The following is a 20,543-nucleotide window of genomic DNA, read 5'->3' as shown; positions in this document are numbered from 1 at the left end:
GGTGCGGTCGCCGGGCCGGCGCTGCCCGTGGGGGGACTGGAGCCGGCCCGCGACCCCGCCCTCACCAGCTGCCGGACGCGCCGCCGCCGCCCGACGAGCCGCCGCCGCCGCTGAACCCGCCGCCCGAGGAGCTCGACGCGACGGGCACCGAGTACGAGCGCCCGTCGACGACGACGGTCGTCGCGCCCCGCTTGCGGGCTTTCTTGAAGGCCGCCTGCTTGGCGCGGTTGTGCCGCCGCTTCGGGCCCCACGTCGGGTGACGCTCGAGCCAGCGGTTGAGCACGATCAGCAGGAGAGGCGCCAGCAGCGCCACGACCAGGAACGCGTAGCCCCAGTACGTGAGCAACATTAGGCCGACGCCCCCGAACAGGCCGCCGACGAGGCCGAGGCAGCCCGCGCCTGCGTCCCCTTTGAGGCCGGTGCCCCCGACGGTCAGGATGGGCGTGCTGGTCGCGGCGAACGGAACGACGAGGAGCAGGAGCCCGATCAGTAGCCGCTCGCCCGCGTCCATGTCCTCCGGCCCGTCGCTGGCGACGTATTCGCCATCGATGGCGGCCAGAATCGCGTCGACGCCCGCCAGAATGCCGGCGTCGAAGTCGCCGTCGCGGAAGCGGGGCGTGATGTCGTTGCGGATGATGGAGCCGGCCGTCGCGTCGGTCAGCGCCCCCTCGAGCCCGTAGCCGACCTCGATCCGCAGCTCGCGGTCGCCGACGGCCACCAGCAGCAGCACGCCGTTGTTGCGCGCGGCCTGCCCGAGCCCCCACGTCCGGAACACCTCCGTCGCGTACTGCTCCAGCACGGCGCCCTCGAGCGACGGGACGGTCAGCACGGCGATCTGGTTGCCCGTCGAGTCCTCGTGCGCCGCGAGGCGGGCGGTGAGGGCGGCCTCGGTCGAGGGCGAGACGACGTCCGCGAGGTCGACGACGCGGCCGGTCAGCGGCGGGACCGCAGGCTGGGCGCCGACCGTCGGCGCCGCCAGCAGAGCGAGCACGAGCGCCGCGGCCCTCATTCGTCCCGGACGCGGACGTCGTCCGACAGCTCGTCCGTGTCGTCCTCGCGGATGGCGACGCCCCGCCGCTCCAAGAGGTCGCCGCACCGCGCGACGGCGGCCACGAGGCCGGCCGCCAGCGACCCCTCGCGGATCCCGTTCCGGATCAGGTCCACGAGCTCGACCCACTCGGCCTGCTCCACTTTCGCGTTGATCCCGGCGTCGCCGACGACCTCGATGCGGTGCTCGAAGAGGGAGACGAAGAGCAGGATGCCCGTCCGGTCGCGCGTGTCGAACACCTCTTCCTCGATAAAGGCGACCGCCGAGCGGCGGTGGACCGTCGTGTCGAGGGTGTCGGCGCCCGCGAACAGGCGGCGTACGGGGTCGGCCATCGTCGCGAGCACGCCTGCGACGCCGCCGAGGGTCATGACGAGCGCGAGCGCCCACGCGGAGTAGAGCCAGCCGAGCCCCCACCCGTCGTAGAGCCAGGCGACGGCGAGGGCGACCACTCCCGCGCCAAGAGCGACGACGGACGCGGCCCGCCACACGGCGACCGGGTAGTCGCCGCTCTGGCGGACGACGTAGGGCACGATCTCGCCCGACGTCCGGGTCTCGGCCTCGGCGACGGCCGCGCGGATCATCTCGCGCTCGGCGTCGGAAAACAGGGGGCGCTTACTCATGTCGGAGGACGGCGAGGTCGGGGGTGGCGGCGAACCGGCGGAGAAGGGCGGCGACACGCGCGGGTGGGGTCCGCGCGATCTGGTCGGCGAGCGCCGCCGCGTCGTGCGGACGCCGGGCCGGGCGGTACCGCCCGGGTACGGCGTACAGGTCGGCAAAGGCCGCGAGCCGGGCTGCTGGCGAGCGGGCCTCGACTTCGGCCGCGTCGCGAGCGGCGCGGACGGCGGTGTCCGCGAGTGGGGCGAACAGGTCGGCAGGGGAGGGGCCGTCGACGGCGCGCAGCGTCAGGCGCCCGCCTGTGAGCGAGAGCGTGACGTCAGCACGGTCGGCCAGGGCCTGCTCGAGAATGCGGGTGGCGGCGAGGTCGTCCCAGTCGGCGTCGACGGCGGCCTCGAGGACGGCCGGGCCACGGGTGTCGAGCGTGTCGAGGCGGACGAACCGGGGCCGATCCAGCATCGCCAGCGCGCGGCGGCCTCGGGTCGGGGCCAGGTCGTTGGCGATGGCGGCCTCCACCCACTCAGCTCCCGCAGAACCGCTGAGGAACACGCGAAAGGTGCTCGGCCGGTCGAAAGCGTCTGCCGCAGTGGCGCCTTGTGTCCCGCCGGGTGGGAGGCCCAAGGATGGGAGTGCGAGGTCACCGGCTCGCGGCTGAACGAAAGCGGTGGGCGCCTGGTCGAACAGGGCGCGGACGGCGCCGAGCGCGTCGGTCAGGCCGTCAGCGCGCCCGGTCGCAACTCGGCGGTCGAGGCCGACCCGACCCGTCAGCTGCCCCCATTGGGGGTGACCACTAGCAGCGACGCCAGCAGCGACGTCGGGCGACAGGCTCGCGAGCCCGCCCGGGCCGTCGACCCGGATCCAGTAGCCCTCCACCTCGCTCTGCACGTAGACCACGACGAGCCCGTTCGCCAGCGTCCACTCCGTCGCCCGGGCATCCGGGTACACGGCCCGGCGGTCGATGCGCAAGCGCGGCGCGACGGGCGGCTCAGGCGGGAGGATCTCCTCGACGACCGGCGCCTCGACGACTCGGACCGGGGGCGGCGGGGGCGGCTCGGCCCGCACCTCGGGGGCCGGCGTCGCGACGATCGGGGGGGTGGCCGTCGCGCACCCGGCGACGACGAGGACGAGCAGGAGGGGCCACAGACGCATGCCGAAACCTACGGCGCGCCGGCCGGCCGCCACCGCCGCGCGATCAGCCGCGAGACGCCGAGGCTCAGCGCCGCCAGCGCGACGGCCGCGAGCGCCAGCCGCAGCGTCGCGGCCTCGCCGCCGACCTGCTGGAGCCGGCTGTACAGCGCCAGCGGCAGCGTCTGCGTCCGCCCCGGCAGGTTGCCCGCGACCACGAGCGTCGCCCCGAACTCGCCGAGCCCGCGCGCAAAGTGGAGCGCCGCGCCCGCCGCGACGGACGGCGCCGCGAGCGGCACGACCACGCGGCGCCAGAGCGCCCACGTAGTGGCGCCGTCGATGCGCGCCGCGTCGAGGACGTCCGACCGCACGCCCTCGAACCCGACCCGGGCGAGCTGGACGAAGAGCGGCAATCCGACGAGGGCCGATGCCAGCACCGCCGCGAGCCCGGTGAAGGCGACGCCGCGAGGCAGGACGGCCAGCAGGGCGTATCCGGTCACGACGGGCGGAACCACGAGCGGCAGGAAGACGACGAACTCGACCGCTCGCGCCCACACGCCTCGACGGCCGGCCAGGAACCACCCGAGCGCGAGCGACGGCCCGAGCGCGAGCAGCGTCGCCGCGCCCGCGACGCGCAGGCTGAGCGCGACGGCGGCCCAGTCCGTCGCCGTCATCGGGGCGAAAAGCCCGCGCCGGCCCAGTCGGCCGCGACGATCTCGTCGAAGGCGGCACGGGCCGACTCGTCCAGCAGAGCCGCCTCGAAGCGCACCGCGACCGTATCGGGGAACGCCCACACGACGCGGGCTCGGGCACTGGCGGCGGCGTCGCTGGCGTAGACGACGGCGCGGTCGGCCGCGCCGGACTCGACGGCCGCGAGCGCGGCGCGGACGTCGCCGGTCACGATCCGGTCGAGCCGGTCCCACAGGGCCGGCGGGATGGCGCGGCGGGCGTAGCGCCCCGCCGGCACGTGCGTGTCGTCGGCGATCGCGATGCGCCCGGCGACGGCCTGCGCCAGCGACTCGGCTTGTGGAGCATCGGCCCGGCCGACGACGACGAGCCGCCCGCTCGCCACGACGCGTCGGTCGAGGACGGGCACGCGCTCCGCCAGCCAGTCGACCCAGTCGGCGTCGGCGGAGACGAGGACGGCGGCGGGGGCGCCGGCGGCGATCTGGCGGGCGAGGACGGACGACGCGGCGACGCTGATGGTGGCGTCGGGGACGGCGGCGCGGATGACATCCGCCGTGGAGGCGGCCGCGAACACCACGGGGCCGGCGGGCGGCTCGGCGCAAGCGGCGACCGCGAGCGCGAGGGCGGCCGCGGCCGCCCGGGTCACTGCGTCGGGGAGGCGGCGATCTGGGCGAGGGCGGCCTCGGCCCGCTGGCGCACCGGGCTCCCGGGCGGGGCCTCAGCGACCACGCGCTCGAACGCCACGCGCGCGCTGTCGACCCGGCCGATCATCATGCGCCGCTCCGCCAGCAGGTAGGTCGCGTCGAGGTTGCCGGGGTCGGCGTCGAGCACGGCGCGGAGCTCCTGGATCGGGCGCATCGGGTCCGACGGGTCGAACGTCGCCGCCTCCGCCAGCGCGACGCGCACGGCCGGCGACTCCGCGATCGCGAGGCTCTTTTCAAAGTCCTCGATCGCGCGGCGCGCCCACCGCACGCTCGACGTCGGGTCGGACTGGACGCTGTTGAACGCGGCCGTCAGGTAGTACCGCCCCGACTCGTACCAGCCGGACGCGGTGCCCTGGTCGGCGAACCGGTCGGCGGCGACCTGCAGGGAGTCCGGCAGCGGCGGGGCGCCGGGCGGGATCGGCGCGGCCGCGCCGATGGCGTCGGCCGCAGGCTCCGGCGTGGCGTCCGGGCGCGGCGCGACGACAGTCAGCAGGTACAGCGCCACGACGGCCGCCAGCCCGATCCCGACGACGAGCAGGCCCTTTTTGCCCGCGTCGGACGGCGGGCGCTCCCCGGTCCGCTCGACGGGCGGCGCGGCGATGGGCTCGGCAATCGGGGTGCCGCAGGCGTTGCAGAAGCGCGAGCCGGGCGGCGAGACGTGGCCGCAAGCGGCGCACGTTGCGCCGGTCGGGGCCGCCATCGGCTCGCGGGCGTCGGCAGGCGTGCCGCACAGGTCGCAGGCGGGGGCGTCGGGCGCGAGCGCGGCGCCGCAGGACGAACAGGCGGGCATGAGACTACGGCTGGGCGCCGACGAGGCGGTCCGCGCCTTCCTCCTCGACGCGGCGGCGGAACTCCTGCGCGGGCTTGAACACCGGCACCATGCGGCGGGGGACCGGCACGGGCTGGTCGGTGCGCGGGTTGCGGGCCGTCCGGGGGGCGCGCTCGACAGCGCGGAACGTGCCGAAGCCCCGGAGCTCGACGCGGTCGCCCTCGGAGACGGCGTCGAGCACGGAGTGCATGAACCCATCCACGACCGCTTCCGTCTCCAGTTTGGTGAGGCCAGTGGCCTCAGCGATTCGGTCGACGATTTGAGCTTTGGTCACGGGACGGGGGCCTGGCGGGGATCCATGATACAGCCAGCGGGAGACGGTGGCGGAGCCGCCCCGGATGGAGTTAGATTTCACGCAGCCTGACTGGTTGCCCACCGTCCCCCAACTGATGCGCGTACTGTTCGTCGCCGGCGAAGTCGCCCCGTTTTCCGAGACCACCGAGACCGCGCAGGTCTTGCGCGTCATGCCCGAGGCTCTTCAAGAGCAGAAGGACGTCGAACCGCGCATCCTGATGCCCCGCTATGGCGTGGTCTCGGAGCGCCGGAACCGCCTCCACGAAGTCATCCGCCTGTCGGGTGCCGAGATCGCCGCGGGCGACGCCTCGGACACCCTCAAGGTGAAGGTGGCCTCGATCCCTGGAATCCGGCTCCAGGTCTACTTCATGGACTCCGTCCACTTTTTCAAGCGGAAGGGGCTGCACCAGGACCGCAAGACGGAAGCCGTCTTCGAGGACAACCCCGCGCGAGCCCTCTTTTTCGCCCGCGCCGCGCTCTCGACCGTCGAGAAGCTCGGCTGGGGCCCGGACGTGGTCCACGCCGCCGGCTGGATCAGCTCGTTCGTCCCGCACGTGCTCGCGAATGAGCTCGGCGAGAGCGAGCTGTTCGCCGGGTGCCGCTCCGTCTACACGCCCGACGGGCCCGGCGGCTACACGCACCTCCTGACCGAGGGCGAGGCCACCTCGCTCGGCCTGCCCGCCGAGTACGCCGGCCGCTCGCTCCGCGACATCGGGCTGGCGACGGCCGACGCGGCCGCCTACGTCGGCGACGACGGGGCCGCCGACGGCGAGCCCAAGGGCCCGACGCTGACCGCCGACCCCGAGACGGTCGCCGAGACCGCCGCGGCGCTCTACGCGAGCCTCGACCCCGCGCTCGCGGCCTAGCGTCGAGCCGGTCAATCTTCCCCGGATCCAACGCCCTCGCCCGTGGCTCTCCGAGTCGTTGGCGAGGGCGTCGTGCGTCGGGGGGGCGCCGGTCGCCCCGCAGCTCGGGCCGGCCTCAGGCGCGCGGGCTCGCCTGCTTTTCGCACGATCCGCCCGGACGTGCCGGAGGCCGGGGGGTAGGCTGCGGGTCCTTTCGGGGTCGCCCCACGCGAAACGCGCCCGGGCCCCGTTGACAGCGCGCCCCGCCCGACCACCCGCCTTCCCTCCGTGAGATTCTTCGCCGCCGCGCTCGCGGTCCTCGCCCTCGCCGCCTGCCAGGACCCCGCCGGGGTCGGCCTCGGCCTCATCGACGAGGAGCAGCTCGACCCCAACGTCCGCTCCATCGCCCTCGACGGGCTGGCGACCTTCAACGACAGCACCGTCGCCATCGGCATCGCCGACCCGTCGAACCAGACGCTGGCCCAGCCCCGCGTGCTGGCCGGCTCCGTCGCCGACCCCGTCTTCGGGGACGCCCGCGCAGTCGCCTACGTCGACTTCCTGCAGAACTCGGACGTCGAGGCCGCTGACCCGGCGGATGTGACCGAGGTGTGGCTGGAGCTCCGCCGGAGCTACGCGTACGGCGACACCACGACGGCCCTGCCGCTGGAGCTCCGCCAGATCCAGGGGGCCGACACCTGGGAGGCCGACCGCGACTACCCGCCCGACACCCTGCTCGCGGTCGGCGACGTGCTGAGCACGACGGCCGTCGTGGCCGCCGACTCGCTCCGCCGCTTCGACCTCCCTGCCGAGTGGGTCTCGGCGAACGCCGCCACGCTCATCAGCGGCACGTTCGGGGACGACTTCGAAGGGTTCGCGCTCCAGGTCCCGGCCGACTATCAGGCCGCGCCCGGCGTCGTGTTCGGATTCGACACGTACCTCTCGCAGGGCTCCGGCCTCCGCCTCGTCGTGGCGGGCGACACGGTGGTCTTCTCGCTCTCCGAGGTCTTCTCCTCCGTCACGACCGCGCCGCCGGGCGCCAGCGAGGTGCTGCCGTCCCGCGCCACGTCGCGAGCGGGCGTCACGTTCACCGCCAGCCTGGCCGACGTCGGCACGACGGCGCTCGCGCGCGCCCGCTTGCGCCTGCCGATCCTGGCCGGGCTCGCCGAGGAGGGCGCGTTCGTCCGGCCCATCGCGCCGGTCTCGTTCCTCTTCGGCGTGCGCGGCGAGGGCGACGCCCGCGTCCGGGACTTTTTAGGGACCGTCCTCTACGAGGAGGGCGCCGACGAGCTGACGGTCAACGAAACGAATGCGCTGACCGCCGCCGTCCAGGCCGCGCTGCTGGACCCGGCGGCGGCCGGGTACGACCGGTACGAGGTCGTGGTCAACCCGGCGACCGCCTCGCTCGACATCCTGCCCGTGCTCGTGCCCGACTCGCCGGACACCGTCCAGCCCCGGCTGACGCTGACGCTTGTCGGCGGCGGCCAGTAGGCCCCTTCACCTCTGTCTCCTGCGCGGCAACGATCCCGCCGCGCGTGTGTCTCTTCCGTACGCCCCCGTCTGTATGCGCCTGCTCGCGCTCGCCCTCCTCGCCTCCGCCGCCCTCGGTGCCCAGGCCCAGGGCACCAACAACTACGGCTCGATCTACTCGCTCTATGGCATGGGGGAGCGCGTCGAGTTCGGCTCCGCCCAGTCGGCGATGCTCGGCCACGGCGGCGTGGCCCTCCGCTCGGGGAGCTACGTCAACCTGTCGAACCCGGCGCTGTGGTCCGACCAGGGGCTGACGACGTTTTCCGCCGGCGCCTCCGTCGCCACCGTGCGCGGCGAGGACGCCTTTAGCGACGACGCCAGCGTCGGGACGGCGGGCGACCTGTCGTCGCTGCACCTCGGCATCCCATTGATCCCGTCGAAGCTGGGCTTGGTGGTTGCGTACCGTCCGTACTCCCGCGTCAACTACCGGGCGGCCATCCGGGACTCGATCTTGGTCGACGACGACATGGCGCCGTACACCCTCAACCAAGAGGGCTCCGGCGGGCTCCAGCAGCTCTCGGGCGGGCTCGGGCTCAAGCTGGGCAACGTGGTCCAGATCGGCGCCAGCGCCGACGTCATCTTCGGCAACCAGGAGCTCCTGCAGCGGACGCAGTTCGACCAGAACGCGATTTACGTCGAGACGCGGCAGGGCCGCGTGACGCGGTTGCGCGGCGTGACCGCGACGCTCGGCGCCGCCGTCACCGGCCGCAAGCTGTTCCAGGACGACGACGCGATCACGGTCGCCGGCGCGCTCACGCTGCCCACCGACCTGTCCGCCTCGCGCACCGTGACGCTGGGCGAGAGCCTCGACCGCGACACGCTCCGCGCGCCCGACGGCAGCCTGTCCATCGACGGCGACCTGCGGCTGCCGCTGGCCGCTCGCGCCGGCGTCTCGTACCTCTCCGGCCTGCGCTGGCTCGCCTCGCTCGACGCCAGCTACGAGCCGTGGTCGGGCTTCGAAAGCACGCTGCCCGTCGGCGGGTTCGACGCGTCGCAGGGGCTCGACGTGCTCCAGGACCGGTACCGCATCGGCGGCGGCGTCGAGGTGACGCCGGCCGGGCGCGACCGTCGGGCGCCCGTCCTGCGCCGGTCGGCCTACCGGCTCGGGGGCTACGCCGAGCGCGGGCTCTACGCGCCGGCCGGCGAGGACGTCACGACCGTCGCGCTGACCGGCGGCGTCTCGATCCCGAACCGGCTGACCGGCGCCCGCTTCGACCTCGGTTTCGAGCTCGGAACCCGAGGCTCGACCGAGGGCGTACTCGTCCGCGATACCTTCCTGAAGGGGACGCTGACGCTCAACTTCGGTGAGCGCTGGTTCGTCCGCCGTCGGTTCGACTGACCCCACCCACTCCACTCTCCTCGGCTCATGCGCCCGTCCCGCCTCGCCTTTCTCCTCGCCTTCGGCCTCTTCGCTGCGTGCGCGCCGCCCCCCTCGGGCACGTCGTCCTCCAGCACGGCGGGCGACCCGTTCGTCCCCGACACGCCGACGTCGTACGGCCCCGGCGACTACTGCTCGGACACGTACGTCCTGATCCAGCCCACGACGCGGGCCAACTTCAGCCTGGGCAGCGAGTATTACCGCAACGGCGACACGTGTGCGGCCTACCCGTACATCAAGCACCTGCTCGCGACCGAGCCGCTGTTCACGGGCGAGGACCCCGACGACCGCAACTACCTCCGGATGGCGTCCATCTACGAGGACTTCGCGGCCCAGGTCGACTCCACGAACCGCGAGGAGCGCATCGCCTACCTCGACTCCGCGCTGGCCTCGCGCCGGATGGGCGTCGAAGCCATGGAGGCGCAGGGCATCGCCTACAATCGCTACCTCCGCGACTTGCGCGAGGGCTTCTTCTACTTCCAGAACGCGGCCTACTTCGAGGACGCCGACGAGAAGCAGTTTGACGCCTTCGGCCGAGCGCTCGAGGCCAAGCCGGACAGCTTGGAGGACTGGTACGTCAACCAGATCTATGTGACGTCGCCGGCTCAGTTCTCGGACGAGCTCCCCAACCCCGAGCGCGCCGCGTTCATCCGGCGCCTGGCCGAGGTCGTCGACGACCCGGCGCTCCGGCAGAACTACACGCTCTACGCCGACTACGTCGAGTCCGACCCGGCCGAGTCCGGCGGCGTGACCGTCGGCGACGACACGGCGGTGATTGCGTTGGTGGCTGCGTTGGAGAACGGCTCGATCGGCAACTCGTGTAACCAGGCTCTACAATTGCTGTCGGTTGTCCTCCAGCAGCCCGAGCGGCTCGAAGCTCTGGGCGAGGACGTGGCCGAATTGCGTAGTGCGCTGCTGCGTCTGCCCTGCATCACCGATCAGGTCGACAACCCCCGCACGCTGTTCGCGCTGGCGCTCCAGAACTACCGCGACGGCAACTCGGGCGAGGGCAGCCGCCTCTTCGACCGGGCCATCGCGAACGCCCAGTCGAACGCCCAGCGCGCCGACTTTTTCTACTCGCGCGGCGTGAGCCCCTACGGCGGCGCCTCCGACTTCAACCGCGCGCTCGAGTACTTCCCGAGCCACGGCCCGTCGCTGTACCGCCGCGCCGGCCTGATCGCCAACTCGGTCGGCCGCCCGTCGTCGCTGCGCGGCCGGTTCGCGTACTGGTGCCTGGCCGACATCTACCGCAATGTCGCGGCCTCGACGAACGACAGCCGGATCGCGAGCGCCTCGCGCCGCGCCGCCGCTCAGTACGAGCGCGCCGGCCCGAGCCGCGAGCAGTACTTCCTCGAGGGCTACTCGCCGGGCCAGTCGGTGAGCTCCAGCCTCGGCGCCTACGGCTCCTGCACGACGCGCGTCCGCTAAGCGACCGCCCGCCGCTTGATCACTGACCGGCCGCCTCCCGTCTGGGGGGCGGCCGGTTTTGTTTGGTCCGACCCGCGAACCGGGCCGCTCGGCGGTGTTGTCGTACTCTGAGGTCTGCGCAAGCCCTCCGTCCTCATGAGACTGGTCCTCATCGTCGCCCTGCTGCTCCCCGCTGGCGTGCTCCCCGCTGGCGCCGCCGCGCAGATCGACCTGACGGCGACGCCGAAGTCCGTCGGCCACACCCTCCGGATCCTCCAGCAGCACATCGGCCCGGGGATGCATGGGGAGACGGCGTTGATCGGATGGTGCATCGCCGACGCGTACCGGCTGGTTGCGGAGCAGACCGCCGACGTGCGGATCGAGTCGGCCACCCGGCGGGCGGCCACTCGGTATGAGGCCATCGCCACGCGACAGTTGGAGCGGACGCCGGGCGGGCTGGCGGTGCCCAAGGGCACGGAGGTGACCGTCCGCGTGACGGACCGGGCGGTCTGCCGGACACGCGCCAGGGTGTCGGCCCCGACGCGAGGGTAGTCGCCGGCTCGCGAGACCCAGGCCGCTAGCCGGCCGCGTGCGCTTGGCTGGAAGGGCTTTTGAGTCGGCGCCTCGACTGCCGTCATGAGCGGGGCACGGTACCTTGGAGGCCCTCCCAACCCGCGCCCGCATGTCTGTCATCGCCTCCGTCCACGCCCGCCAGATCCTCGACAGCCGGGGCAACCCGACCGTCGAGGTCGACGTGATCACCGACGACGGGGCCGTGGGCCGCGCCGCCGTGCCCTCGGGCGCCTCGACCGGCGAGTACGAGGCCGTCGAGCTCCGCGACGGCGACCCCGACGTGTACCTCGGGCGCGGCGTGCTCAAGGCCGTCGCGAACGTCAACGACACCGTCGCCGGCGAGGTCGCCGGCATGGACGTTCTCGACCAGCCGGCCCTCGACGCCCTGCTCCTCGAGATCGACGGGACCGAGAACAAGGCCGCGCTCGGCGCGAACGCGCTCCTCGGCGTCTCGCTCGCGGTCGCCCGCGCGGGCGCGGTCGTTTCGGGGCTCCCGCTCTACGCCTACCTCGGCGGCGCGAACGCGCGCCGGCTCCCGGTCCCGATGATGAACATCATCAACGGCGGCAAGCACGCCGACAACTCGGTCGACCTCCAGGAGTTTATGGTGATGCCCGTCGGCGCCGAGACGTTCTCGGAGGGCCTGCGCATGGGCGTCGAGACGTTCCACCACCTCCAGGCCGTTCTCAAGGGCAAGGGCTACTCGACGGCCGTCGGCGACGAGGGCGGGTTCGCGCCGAACCTGAAGAGCAACGAGGAGGCCATCGAGGTCATCCTGGAGGCCATCGACCGGGCGGGCTACGAGGCCGGCGAGGACCTCTTCATAGCGCTCGACCCGGCGGCCTCGGAGATGTACGAGGACGGCAAGTACGTCTTCTACAAGTCCGACCCGAGTCGCAAGCTGAGCTCCGAGGAGATGGTCGAGTTCTGGGCCGGCTGGGTCGACGAGTACCCGATCATCTCGATCGAGGACGCGATGGACGAGAACGACTGGGACGGCTGGGCCTCGCTGACCGAGCGCTGCGGCGAGACCATTCAGCTCGTCGGCGACGACCTGTTCGTGACCAACACGACCCGGCTGCAGCGCGGGATCGACGAGGAGACGGCGAACGCCATCCTGATCAAGCCCAACCAGATCGGGACGCTGACCGAGACGCTGGAGGCCGTGGACCTGGCCCACCGCTACGGCTACGCGTCGGTGATGAGCCACCGCTCGGGCGAGACCGAGGACACGACGATTGCGGACCTCGCGGTCGCGTGTGGGTGCGGCCAGATCAAGACCGGCTCGGCCTCGCGCAGCGATCGGCTCGCCAAGTACAACCAACTCCTGCGCATCGAGGAGCTGCTCGGCGATGCGGCTATCTACCCGGGAATGGAGGCCTTCAGGTTCTAGCGGGCCAAAAAAACGCCCGCTGGCCTTACGGGGCCAGCGGGCTACGGTGGTGAACGTGGGACGGCACGTCAGTCACCTTGAGCCAAACAACGGCGGAAGCGCTACACCGGTGCCAACCGAGTGTGCAATCCGGCCCACTTCATGCCGGATTCAGGGTTTTCCCGGTCCGAGACTCGTAATTGCCTAGAAGTTCGCCACGGTATTTCGGGTATGGCTGGGGTTCGGGTTCAACCAAACGGTGTTGCAACGTGCAACCCCACGGTTGGCTAGCGCCGGGACCACGTGATCCGGTCGCCCTGGACGAGCCCCAGCCGGCGCGTGACGCCGGCCTCGACCTCGACGATAAACTGGGCGGGCCCCTCGGAGAGCACGTTGTCGTACGAAAACGGCGTCGTGCCGTAGGCCACGTTGATCAGCGTCGAGTCAGCGCCGTAGAACTGGATGTCGAGTGACCGCGGGGTGTTGGCCATGTAGAACGCTTGGGGCTCGGCACGGGGGAAGATGAAGAGCATCCCCGTGTCGTCCGGGATCTCAGTCCGCTGCATCAGCCCGCGGCCCCGCGTCGAGTCGGTGTCGGCGATCTCGATGGCGATCGTTTTCAGCGTGTCGGCGCCCCGCACGAACGACAGCGTGCCGTCGATCTCGAACGGGATGCTGGCGTTCGGGTCGGCCGGCGGCGGGGCCGGGTCGGAAGCGTCGGCGCAGCCGGCGGCGAGGAGGGCGAGCAGGAGGAGGGCGGAGCGCATGGGCAGCGAAAGGAGGGTAGGGAAGCTACCCGCGTCGACCGGCGGTCAGCCCACGAGCCGGAGCGCGACGGCGTCGGCGACGGCGGCGCCGTCGATTGTGAGCCGCACACGGCGGCCGTCGACGTCCAAGAGCCCGGCGCCTTCGAGCGCCGCCAGCTCGGCGCGCTTGTCGGTCAGCAGGTCGACGCCGTAGTCGCGTTCCAACCGGTCGAGGTCGAGCCCGTCAACGAGGCGGCGCAAGCCCAAGAGCACGGCCTCGTCCGCGAGCTCGTCCGGGCCGACCGGCTCGCGCCAGTCGACGGGGCTCTCGCCCGCGAGCACCAGGCCCTGCCACCGGCCGAGGTGGGCCACGTCCGCCCAGCGCCAGCCCCGGCTCCGCGTCTCGCGCCAGAACGAGTGCGCGCTCGGCCCGATCCCGACGACCGTCTCGTGCGTCCAGTACCCCTCGTTGTGGCGGCTCCGCTTGCCGGGCTGGGCGAACGACGAGACCTCGTAGTGCTCGAACCCGTGCGACGCGAGGTAGTCGTGCGTGAACAGGTACCGCTCGCGGAGCGCCTCGTCGCCCTCGGGGACGACGCGGCCGAGGTCGACCAGCTTGCGCAGCGGCGTCCGGTCCTCGACCGTCAGGCTGTACGTCGAGACGTGGGTGGCGCCCAGGCGGACGGCCTTTTGGAGGTTGGCGCCCCAGTGCTCGATCGGCTGGTCGGGGACGCCGAAGATGAGGTCGACGGAGACGTCGCCGATGACGCTGACGGCCGCCTCGGTCCCGGCCTCGGCCTGGGCGGCGTCGTGCGCCCGGTTCATGAACGCGAGGTCCTCATCGAAGAACGACTGGACGCCGAGGGACAGCCGCGTGACGCCCAGGCTCTTGGCGGCGCGGAGCCACGCGGCGCCTTCCGGCCCGGCCAGGTCCTCGGGGTTCGCCTCGACCGTCACCTCCGCCAGCCCAGACGTGTCGAAGTGCTCGTGCGCGGCGTGGACGATCCGCCCGAGCGCGTCGGGGGAGAGGAGGGAGGGCGTTCCGCCGCCGAGGTAAAGCGTCGCGAGGGGGGCCCGCTCGCGGAACTCGGCCCCCAGCCTCGCCGCCTCCGCCTCGACCGCGCGGGCATACGGCCCCTCGGCGATCCGGGTCGTCGTAAAGTAGAAGTCGCAGTACACGCAGCGCTGCGTGCAGAAGGGGACGTGGACGTAGAGGCCTGCCAAGGGTCGGGCGCGTGGTAGTCTGGGCCCCAACCCCCAACCCCCGACATGGGTGCCCTCGCCGACCGAGTCATCGCCGCCGCCGAAGCCCGCGTCGGCGTCTCGATGCCGTACCTGACCACGCTGGCGGACACCTCGGGCGCTGCGTTCGCCAAGTGGATGCTGGCGATGCCCGCCGCCGACCATCGGAAAGCGGCGCCACGCGAGGCCTGGCACCTCGCGCGGCTCGGCGCGACCGTCGCCCAGGACTGCGGGACGTGCGTGCAGGTCGTCGTGACCGTCGCCCGGCGCGACGGCGTCGGCGCGATCCTGCTCCGTCAGGCGCTCGACGCGCCCGAGACGCTGTCCGACGACCTCCGCGAGGCGTACGCGTTCGGTCACGCCGTCGCCACGCAAGCGGACGACGTCGCCGATCACGTGCAAGCGATCGAGGCATTGTTCGGTCACCCCGCCCACGTCGAGCTGGCGATGGCCGTCGCGATGTGCCACATCTTCCCCGTCATCAAGCGCGGGCTGGGCCAGTCGCTGGCGTGCGCCCTCGTCACCGTCGAAGTCTGAGCGCGATCCGCACGACGCCGGGTGACGCACCGCTGGCGCCGCCCCCTGCGTCGTTGCACCTTCCGACGACCGACGACCGACGACCGACTCACCGCCCTCTACTTCTCCGTGCTCGACTTCGCATTGCTCGCCGGCCAGATCGCCGACTTCGCCGCCTACCGCGTCGAGGAGGACCGGTCGCACGCGGACCGGCTGGCGCGCGGCCACGCCTCGCTGGCGGACTGCGCGCCGGAGTGGGAGGCCCTCCGTGACCGCGCCGTCGGCATCAAGGGCGGGCTGCTCCGCGCCATCCCGACCACGTCGCCCGACGGCGCGCACGCGTGTGCGCCGCGCCCGACGACCGTCACCGTCGTGGCGACGGACGGCTCGCAGATCTTCCCCGACCGCCATGTCGAGCCGAGCTGCTACCTCCTCAACGTCGGCCGCGTCGCCTTCCACTACGGCACGCTCGACGCGCCGCTCATCCAGGCCGAGCCGTCGCTCCGCTACCGCCAGCAGGACCTCGACGAGCTCCAGGCCGACGACGACGCCCAAGCGTCCCCGCTCGACGTGTCGACCGAGGTGGTGTCCGCGCTGCGGGACGAGCTCGAGCTGTCGTGGCTGTTCGAGACCGCGCTCGCCGAGCGCCGGAGCGGCCGCCCCGTCCTGGCGATGGCCGACGGGACACTGATCCGGTGGATGCTGCGGGGCATGAAGAACCGCCGGCTGGAGACGACCCTGCTCGCGCGCTACGTCGCCGTGCTCGACCGCTTCCGGGAGGCGGGGATCCCCGTCTGCTCGTACGTCTCGCGTCCGGGCAACGCCGAGGTCGTCAACCTGCTCCGCCTCTGGCGCGACGAGCCCGACTGGGAGGCGTCGCCGGACTCGCTGCGCGGCCTGCACGACCGGCACCTGTTCGAGCGCCACCTCGACGGCGACCACCGCTCGGCCGTCTTTCTGTCGCGGAGCGAGGTGCTCTCGGCGTACGGCGAGCACCGCATCGGCGCGTTCTACGTCCGCGGCTGCGGCGAGGTCGGCCGCGTCGAGATGCCGGAGTGGGTGGCCCAGGGCGCCGACGAGCACGGCCCGTGGCTGGACCTCATCCATTCGGTCGTGCTCGACCAGTGCGAGAAGGGGGGAGGCTACCCGATCATCCTGCAGGAGGCGCATGAGCGCGCCGTCGTCCGGGCGCGCGAGAAGGAGGTGTTCTACCGCATCCTGGCGCGCCAGGCCCGACGCTCCGGCGCCGACGCGCCGACGTACTCGGGCAAGTCGGCCTCGAAGCGCTCGCCCCGCGTGTAGCTCGCTACGCTCGCGGGGACGGGGAAGGAGGAAACGGGAACGAGCAGACTCTGTCCGCAACGCTGGCGCACCCCGCAAGCGATTCGCATTTTCAGATCACGAATCACGAATCACGAATCACGAATGCCCCTCGCCCCGCCCGTCGCCGAAGTCATCGCTAGCAGCACGCGCGAGGTGGTCGCCGAGGTGTACCCCGAGGCCGAGGTCCCCGCCTTCGGCGACTGGGTCGAGATCGCCGTCGACGGTGGGAACGTGCTCTATGGGATCGTGAGCCACGCCGAGACCGGGAGCGTCGAGCCGGGACGACAGGCCGTCGCGCTCGGGGCCGACTACGACCGCGATCGGATCCGCCGCGAGATGCCGCAGATATTGGAGCTCGTCCGCACGACCGTCCGTGCCCAGATCCTGGCTTACCGCGACACGAGCGGGCACGTCCGCCAGACGCTGCCCCCGCGCCCGCCCGAGCTCCACGACCGCCTGCGTCTCGCGGGCCCCGAGGCCGTCGCCGCGCTCGCGGCGCCGTTCGACGTGCTCCGGACGCTCGCGCGCAACCCCGACCCGGCGGTCCCCGCCGACGACCTGCTGGCGGCCGCGCTGCGTAACCTCCGCCGCTCGCACGGCGGCGGCGCCGACGGCGACGACGTGCTGGTGGCCGCCGGCCGCGCCCTCGCGCGCCTCCTCGACGACGACCACGAGCGCCTGCAGTCGATCCTGCGCCGCGCCGTCTAAAAAATGACGCCGGTGCGGACGGCCAAAACGGGCGCGGTTTCGCGCTCCCCGATCACGAGCGACGGGTTGACCTCGACGAACAGCGAGGTCTCGGTGAGCGGGATGGCCCAGCCGTACCCCGCGTGGAGCGTTAGCCCGCCGCCGCCGCCGCTGAGCGGCACCATCCCGCCAAACCCGCCCATGACGTACCGCGCGGCACCGCGCCCGGGAAGCGTCACGATGATGGACGCCTGTGGGTTGGCCACGTACCGTGCCTCACCGGCACCCTCGAACAGGTGCGCCCCGACGCCCAGGCTCGCCGCCAGCGACAGGTCGGCGTTGACGGGGAGCGCGGCTCGGGCGCGCAAGCCGATCGAGGGGCCGTCGGGGATCAGCGACTGATTCGTGATGGCCGTGGCCACGTCGAAGCCGACGCCGAGGCGGGGGGGCGCGTCGCCGAACCGCTGGGCGATCGCGGGGGCGGATCCGAGAAGAACGGCGGCAGCGAGAACCAGGAGGCGCATGGCGGGGTCGGTGGGGGACGGAACACTCGCGACACACGACTCGCCGCGCCACGAGCGCCCAAGGTACCGACCATGCCCGACGAATCTCTCCCGATCCCCGCTCACGCCGGCGACGGCGCCCCCGCCAACGACGTCCAGGACGCCCGCCAGTCCGGCGACCCCGACGCCTTCCGCCCGCTCGGCCACACGCCCGAGGGCAGCTCGAGTGGCTACGACCCCACGGCCTACGACGCGCTCGACTTTTACCGCATCGACGACCTGCTGACGGACGAGGAGCGCGACGCGCGGGATCGCGTCCGCGCGTACGTCACCGAGCACGTCCTCCCCGAGATCGAGCAGCACGCGCAGGCGCTGACGTTCCCGATGGACGTGGCGCGGGGGCTGGCAGCGCTCGGCTGCGTCGGCCCCACGATCCCGACCGAGTACGGTGGCCGGGGCGCGTCCTCGGTCACATACGGGCTGATGATGCAGGAGGTGGAGCGCGCCGACAGCGGCCTGCGCTCGTTCTGCTCCGTGATGGGCTCGCTCGTGATGTACCCGATCTACACGTACGGGTCCGAGGAGCAGAAGCGCCGCTGGCTCCCCCGGCTGGCGACCGCCGAGGCCATCGGCTGCTTTGCGCTGACAGAGCCGGAGGCGGGCTCGGATCCGGGCTCCATGCAGACCCGCGCGCGGCGCGACGGCGACGACTACGTGATCACCGGTCACAAGCGGTGGAGCACGAACGCCTCGATCGCGGACGTGGCCGTCGTCTGGGCCAAGGACGACGCCGGCGACGTGCGCGGCTTCCTCGTCGAGACCGACCTGCCGGGCGTCTCGACGCCCAGGATCATGGACAAGTGGTCGCTGCGCGCGGCCGTCACCAGCGAGGTCGTGCTCGACGAGGTCCGCGTGCCCGCATCCGCGATGCTGCCCGGCATCACGGGCTTGAAGGGGCCGCTGTCGTGCCTAACGCAGGCGCGGTATGGGATTGCGTTTGGCGTCATCGGCGCCGCGCTCTCGTGCTACGACGCCGCGCTCCAGCACACGACGCGCCGGGAGCAGTTCGGGCAACCCGTCGCCGGTTTCCAGCTCGTCCAGAACCACATCGCCGACATGCTGGCGGACATCACCAAGGCGCAGCTCGTGGCGTGGCGGCTGGGCCGGATGAAGGATGCGGGGACGATGCGCCCGCCCCACGTCTCGCTCGCCAAGCGCGACAACGTCCGGATGGCGCTCGCAGTCGCCCGGCAGAGCCGCCAGCTGTTGGGCGGCAACGGCGTCCTGGGCATCTACCCGGTGATGCGCCACATGGCGAACCTGGAATCCGTCGTCACCTACGAGGGGACGGACGAGGTCCACACGCTTGTGCTGGGGATGGAGGCGACGGGGATCAACGCGTTCTCGTAACCGCCCGGCGTCGGCGCCGTAGCCTGCGGTCCCCACCCCGCCGATCCCATGGAGTTTTTCGAGCTGCTCACCGTCGCCGCCATTTTCATCGGCATGCCCTGGGTCGTCTTCACGGGCGTCGCCAAGGTCAAGGGCGCGAATCGCTCGGGGGGCGGCTCGGAGATCCGTCGCAGCGAGCTCCAGGCCATGATCCGCGACGCCGTCGACGACGCCATCCCGGACATCGAGCGGCGCTTGCAGTCGCTCGAAGCGATTGCCATCAACGAGGACTTGGCGCAGGACCGGATCGACTCGTCCATCTTGGCCGACGCCCTCGACCACGACGAGTTCGACGACCACGCGAAGGTCGGGCGCCGCCGCGAGCGGTCATAGTGTCGGGCGTCCATCCCGAGCACGACGACGCCTTCTGGCAGGCCCTCGCCGAGCGCGAGTGGCGGCGCGTCCGCTGGCGCAAGGCCCGGTCGCCGGACGCCCCGCCCGAGGGCGCCGTGTGCCTCGCGTACGGCCTTCCGATCCACCGGACGGGCACCTACTACGTCCGTCCCGTCTACACCGACGGCACCGACTGGCTCAGCCAGCAGGCGTACGATGCCATGGTCCGAAAGACAGGCGCGCGCCGGGCATCGCGACGCACGCGCGGGCGCGATTAGTCGCCGCCCAGCCCGAAGGGGAGGTCGAGCCGGGTCCCGCGGCTGATCGGCACGTCAGCCGTGTACACCATCTCGTAGTCGTCGGTGTACGAGCGGACCGTCATCCGCGTCGGTGTCAGCGAGACGGCCATGAAGCCAGGCTTGCGGAGGGCAAACAGGGTGTTCGGCGTCTCGATCACCTCGCGCGTCAACGAGCCGGCGCCGGAGACGAAGTAGTCGATGGGCGAGTCGACCGGGCGGTGGTGCTGGAGGTTGTGGTCGTGCCCGGCGAAGTAGACCTGGACGCCGGTCCGCTCGAAGATGGGGACGAGCCGCTCGATCAAGCGCTCATTGTCGGAGTACCGGATGGACCCGACGTAGATCGGATGGTGGCCGACGACCACCTTCCAGGCGGCGTCGGACTCGTCGAGCGTGCGCTCGAGCCACGCCATCTGGTCGTCGACGTCCCAGTCGCCCGAGTCGGAGAAGCGTCGCTGGTACTCGGGGGGGTACGCCAGCGGGGTCGTGTCGAGAAAGACGAACAGGACGTCCGTGTCGTCGTTGACCGCCAGCGTCTCGGCGTAGTACTGGGCCGGGAGGTACCACCGCTCGGACGTCTCGGTGTAGCCGATCTGCGCCGGCACGTTGCCCTGCCAGTCGTGGTTGCCAAGCGTCGCGTACCACCGGCTCTGGAGCACGGGCGCCGTGTAGATGGCTTCGTACGACCGCTCCCACTTCGGGTCGTCGACGTCGGTGACGCCCGCGAGGTAGAAGTTGTCGCCGGTCGAGATCGTGAACTCGGTCCCGAGCCCGGCCCCAATCGCGCCCATCGCCTCGGCGACGGAGGCCTGGTTGAAGAACCCGTTCCGCCCCCAGTCGCCGACGACCATGAAGTTGAGCGCCGTCGAGTCGAACGGGGCCACCTCGGCGCCATCAACCGAGACGACGGCGTCCGGGACCCGCTGCCCGACGGGCATGGGCGTGCCGCAGGCCCACACAAAGGGGGCGAGAACGAGGAGGAGCGCGGCGCGGGTCATGTCCAATCCGTGGGGGGTCATGACAACGCCCTTCGGGCCGTCCGTC

23 protein-coding genes are annotated in these 20,543 nt (G+C 72.2%); 12 read left to right on the top strand and 11 right to left on the bottom strand.

Annotated features, from left to right (window positions below; genetic code table 11):
- Window positions 1-61: 61 nt before the first annotated feature.
- The 7 genes from ACLIRP_RS07150 to ACLIRP_RS07120 are packed head-to-tail and all read right to left on the bottom strand — an operon-like array spanning window position 62 to window position 5,282.
- Window positions 62-1,009, bottom strand: a complete 948-nt coding sequence (locus ACLIRP_RS07150; RefSeq protein WP_412063279.1) for a TPM domain-containing protein — start codon at window positions 1,007-1,009, stop codon at window positions 62-64.
- Window positions 1,006-1,668 (bottom strand): TPM domain-containing protein, encoded by a 663-nt coding sequence (locus ACLIRP_RS07145; protein WP_412063278.1) that lies wholly within the window; start codon window positions 1,666-1,668, stop codon window positions 1,006-1,008. The genes ACLIRP_RS07150 and ACLIRP_RS07145 overlap by 4 nt, the downstream gene beginning before the upstream one ends.
- Window positions 1,661-2,812 (bottom strand): hypothetical protein, encoded by a 1,152-nt coding sequence (locus ACLIRP_RS07140; protein WP_412063277.1) that lies wholly within the window; start codon window positions 2,810-2,812, stop codon window positions 1,661-1,663. The genes ACLIRP_RS07145 and ACLIRP_RS07140 overlap by 8 nt, the downstream gene beginning before the upstream one ends.
- A gap of 8 nt (window positions 2,813-2,820) precedes the next feature.
- Complete coding sequence (locus ACLIRP_RS07135; RefSeq protein ID WP_412063276.1) at window positions 2,821-3,462, bottom strand: molybdate ABC transporter permease subunit; 642 nt, start codon at window positions 3,460-3,462, stop codon at window positions 2,821-2,823.
- Window positions 3,459-4,121 (bottom strand): molybdate ABC transporter substrate-binding protein, encoded by a 663-nt coding sequence (modA, locus tag ACLIRP_RS07130; RefSeq protein WP_412063275.1) that lies wholly within the window; start codon window positions 4,119-4,121, stop codon window positions 3,459-3,461. The genes ACLIRP_RS07135 and modA overlap by 4 nt, the downstream gene beginning before the upstream one ends.
- Complete coding sequence (locus tag ACLIRP_RS07125; protein ID WP_412063274.1) at window positions 4,118-4,969, bottom strand: double zinc ribbon domain-containing protein; 852 nt, start codon at window positions 4,967-4,969, stop codon at window positions 4,118-4,120. The genes modA and ACLIRP_RS07125 overlap by 4 nt, the downstream gene beginning before the upstream one ends.
- Before the next feature lie 4 nt (window positions 4,970-4,973).
- Window positions 4,974-5,282, bottom strand: a complete 309-nt coding sequence (locus ACLIRP_RS07120; protein WP_412063273.1) for an HU family DNA-binding protein — start codon at window positions 5,280-5,282, stop codon at window positions 4,974-4,976.
- A gap of 115 nt (window positions 5,283-5,397) precedes the next feature.
- On the opposite strand from ACLIRP_RS07120, the gene ACLIRP_RS07115 reads away from it, so the two are divergent.
- The 6 genes from ACLIRP_RS07115 (at window position 5,398) to eno (ending at window position 12,425) form a co-directional block, all read left to right on the top strand.
- Window positions 5,398-6,168 (top strand): glycogen/starch synthase, encoded by a 771-nt coding sequence (locus tag ACLIRP_RS07115; RefSeq protein ID WP_412063272.1) that lies wholly within the window; start codon window positions 5,398-5,400, stop codon window positions 6,166-6,168.
- 267 nt (window positions 6,169-6,435) lie between these two features.
- Window positions 6,436-7,635 carry a hypothetical protein gene (locus ACLIRP_RS07110; RefSeq protein WP_412063271.1) on the top strand — a complete coding sequence of 400 codons (1,200 nt, stop codon included), beginning with the start codon at window positions 6,436-6,438 and terminating at the stop codon, window positions 7,633-7,635.
- Window positions 7,636-7,708: 73 nt separating this feature from the next.
- On the top strand, window positions 7,709-9,013 hold the full coding sequence (locus ACLIRP_RS07105; RefSeq protein WP_412063270.1) for a hypothetical protein: 1,305 nt from the start codon (window positions 7,709-7,711) through the stop codon (window positions 9,011-9,013).
- 27 nt (window positions 9,014-9,040) lie between these two features.
- Window positions 9,041-10,480, top strand: coding sequence for a hypothetical protein (locus ACLIRP_RS07100; protein ID WP_412063269.1), 1,440 nt, complete (start codon window positions 9,041-9,043; stop codon window positions 10,478-10,480).
- 135 nt (window positions 10,481-10,615) lie between these two features.
- Complete coding sequence (locus ACLIRP_RS07095) at window positions 10,616-11,011, top strand: hypothetical protein (protein ID WP_412063268.1); 396 nt, start codon at window positions 10,616-10,618, stop codon at window positions 11,009-11,011.
- A 130-nt stretch (window positions 11,012-11,141) separates the two neighbouring features.
- Window positions 11,142-12,425 carry a phosphopyruvate hydratase gene (gene eno / locus ACLIRP_RS07090; protein ID WP_412063267.1) on the top strand — a complete coding sequence of 428 codons (1,284 nt, stop codon included), beginning with the start codon at window positions 11,142-11,144 and terminating at the stop codon, window positions 12,423-12,425.
- 266 nt (window positions 12,426-12,691) lie between these two features.
- Here the strand turns inward: eno and ACLIRP_RS07085 are convergent, their stop codons facing one another.
- Both ACLIRP_RS07085 and hemW read right to left on the bottom strand, forming a co-directional pair.
- The gene (locus ACLIRP_RS07085) at window positions 12,692-13,171 is read right to left on the bottom strand and encodes a DUF192 domain-containing protein (protein ID WP_412063266.1); all 480 of its coding nucleotides are present in this window, start codon (window positions 13,169-13,171) and stop codon (window positions 12,692-12,694) included.
- A 45-nt stretch (window positions 13,172-13,216) separates the two neighbouring features.
- Window positions 13,217-14,374 carry a radical SAM family heme chaperone HemW gene (hemW, locus tag ACLIRP_RS07080; RefSeq protein WP_412063265.1) on the bottom strand — a complete coding sequence of 386 codons (1,158 nt, stop codon included), beginning with the start codon at window positions 14,372-14,374 and terminating at the stop codon, window positions 13,217-13,219.
- 45 nt (window positions 14,375-14,419) lie between these two features.
- Here hemW and ACLIRP_RS07075 point away from each other — a divergent pair, with 45 nt between their 5' ends.
- The 3 genes from ACLIRP_RS07075 (at window position 14,420) to ACLIRP_RS07065 (ending at window position 16,939) form a co-directional block, all read left to right on the top strand.
- On the top strand, window positions 14,420-14,929 hold the full coding sequence (locus tag ACLIRP_RS07075; RefSeq protein WP_412063264.1) for a hypothetical protein: 510 nt from the start codon (window positions 14,420-14,422) through the stop codon (window positions 14,927-14,929).
- 21 nt (window positions 14,930-14,950) lie between these two features.
- The gene (locus tag ACLIRP_RS07070; RefSeq protein ID WP_412063263.1) at window positions 14,951-16,210 is read left to right on the top strand and encodes a DNA double-strand break repair nuclease NurA; all 1,260 of its coding nucleotides are present in this window, start codon (window positions 14,951-14,953) and stop codon (window positions 16,208-16,210) included.
- A 123-nt stretch (window positions 16,211-16,333) separates the two neighbouring features.
- On the top strand, window positions 16,334-16,939 hold the full coding sequence (locus tag ACLIRP_RS07065; RefSeq protein WP_412063262.1) for a hypothetical protein: 606 nt from the start codon (window positions 16,334-16,336) through the stop codon (window positions 16,937-16,939).
- Here ACLIRP_RS07065 and ACLIRP_RS07060 read toward each other — a convergent pair.
- Window positions 16,936-17,442 (bottom strand): hypothetical protein, encoded by a 507-nt coding sequence (locus ACLIRP_RS07060; protein ID WP_412063261.1) that lies wholly within the window; start codon window positions 17,440-17,442, stop codon window positions 16,936-16,938. The two genes, ACLIRP_RS07065 and ACLIRP_RS07060, sit on opposite strands and share 4 nt — an antisense overlap.
- A 72-nt stretch (window positions 17,443-17,514) precedes the next feature.
- On the opposite strand from ACLIRP_RS07060, the gene ACLIRP_RS07055 reads away from it, so the two are divergent.
- The 3 genes from ACLIRP_RS07055 to ACLIRP_RS07045 are packed head-to-tail and all read left to right on the top strand — an operon-like array spanning window position 17,515 to window position 19,481.
- Complete coding sequence (locus tag ACLIRP_RS07055; RefSeq protein ID WP_412063260.1) at window positions 17,515-18,831, top strand: acyl-CoA dehydrogenase family protein; 1,317 nt, start codon at window positions 17,515-17,517, stop codon at window positions 18,829-18,831.
- A gap of 48 nt (window positions 18,832-18,879) precedes the next feature.
- A complete protein-coding gene (locus ACLIRP_RS07050) occupies window positions 18,880-19,203 on the top strand; it encodes a hypothetical protein (protein ID WP_412063259.1) in 324 nt (107 codons plus the stop codon).
- Complete coding sequence (locus tag ACLIRP_RS07045; RefSeq protein WP_412063258.1) at window positions 19,203-19,481, top strand: hypothetical protein; 279 nt, start codon at window positions 19,203-19,205, stop codon at window positions 19,479-19,481. Before ACLIRP_RS07050 ends, ACLIRP_RS07045 begins: the two co-directional genes overlap by 1 nt.
- Here ACLIRP_RS07045 and ACLIRP_RS07040 read toward each other — a convergent pair.
- Window positions 19,478-20,497 carry a purple acid phosphatase family protein gene (locus tag ACLIRP_RS07040; protein WP_412063257.1) on the bottom strand — a complete coding sequence of 340 codons (1,020 nt, stop codon included), beginning with the start codon at window positions 20,495-20,497 and terminating at the stop codon, window positions 19,478-19,480. The genes ACLIRP_RS07045 and ACLIRP_RS07040 overlap by 4 nt on opposite strands.
- Between the last annotated feature and the right edge of the window lie 46 nt (window positions 20,498-20,543).

This window comes from Rubrivirga halophila (assembly GCF_046845755.1).
In the GTDB taxonomy this organism is placed as follows: Bacteria; Bacteroidota; Rhodothermia; order Rhodothermales; family Rubricoccaceae; genus Rubrivirga.
Note: the sequence above shows the minus strand (reverse complement) of the source record. Positions and strands in the feature narration are given on the sequence as shown.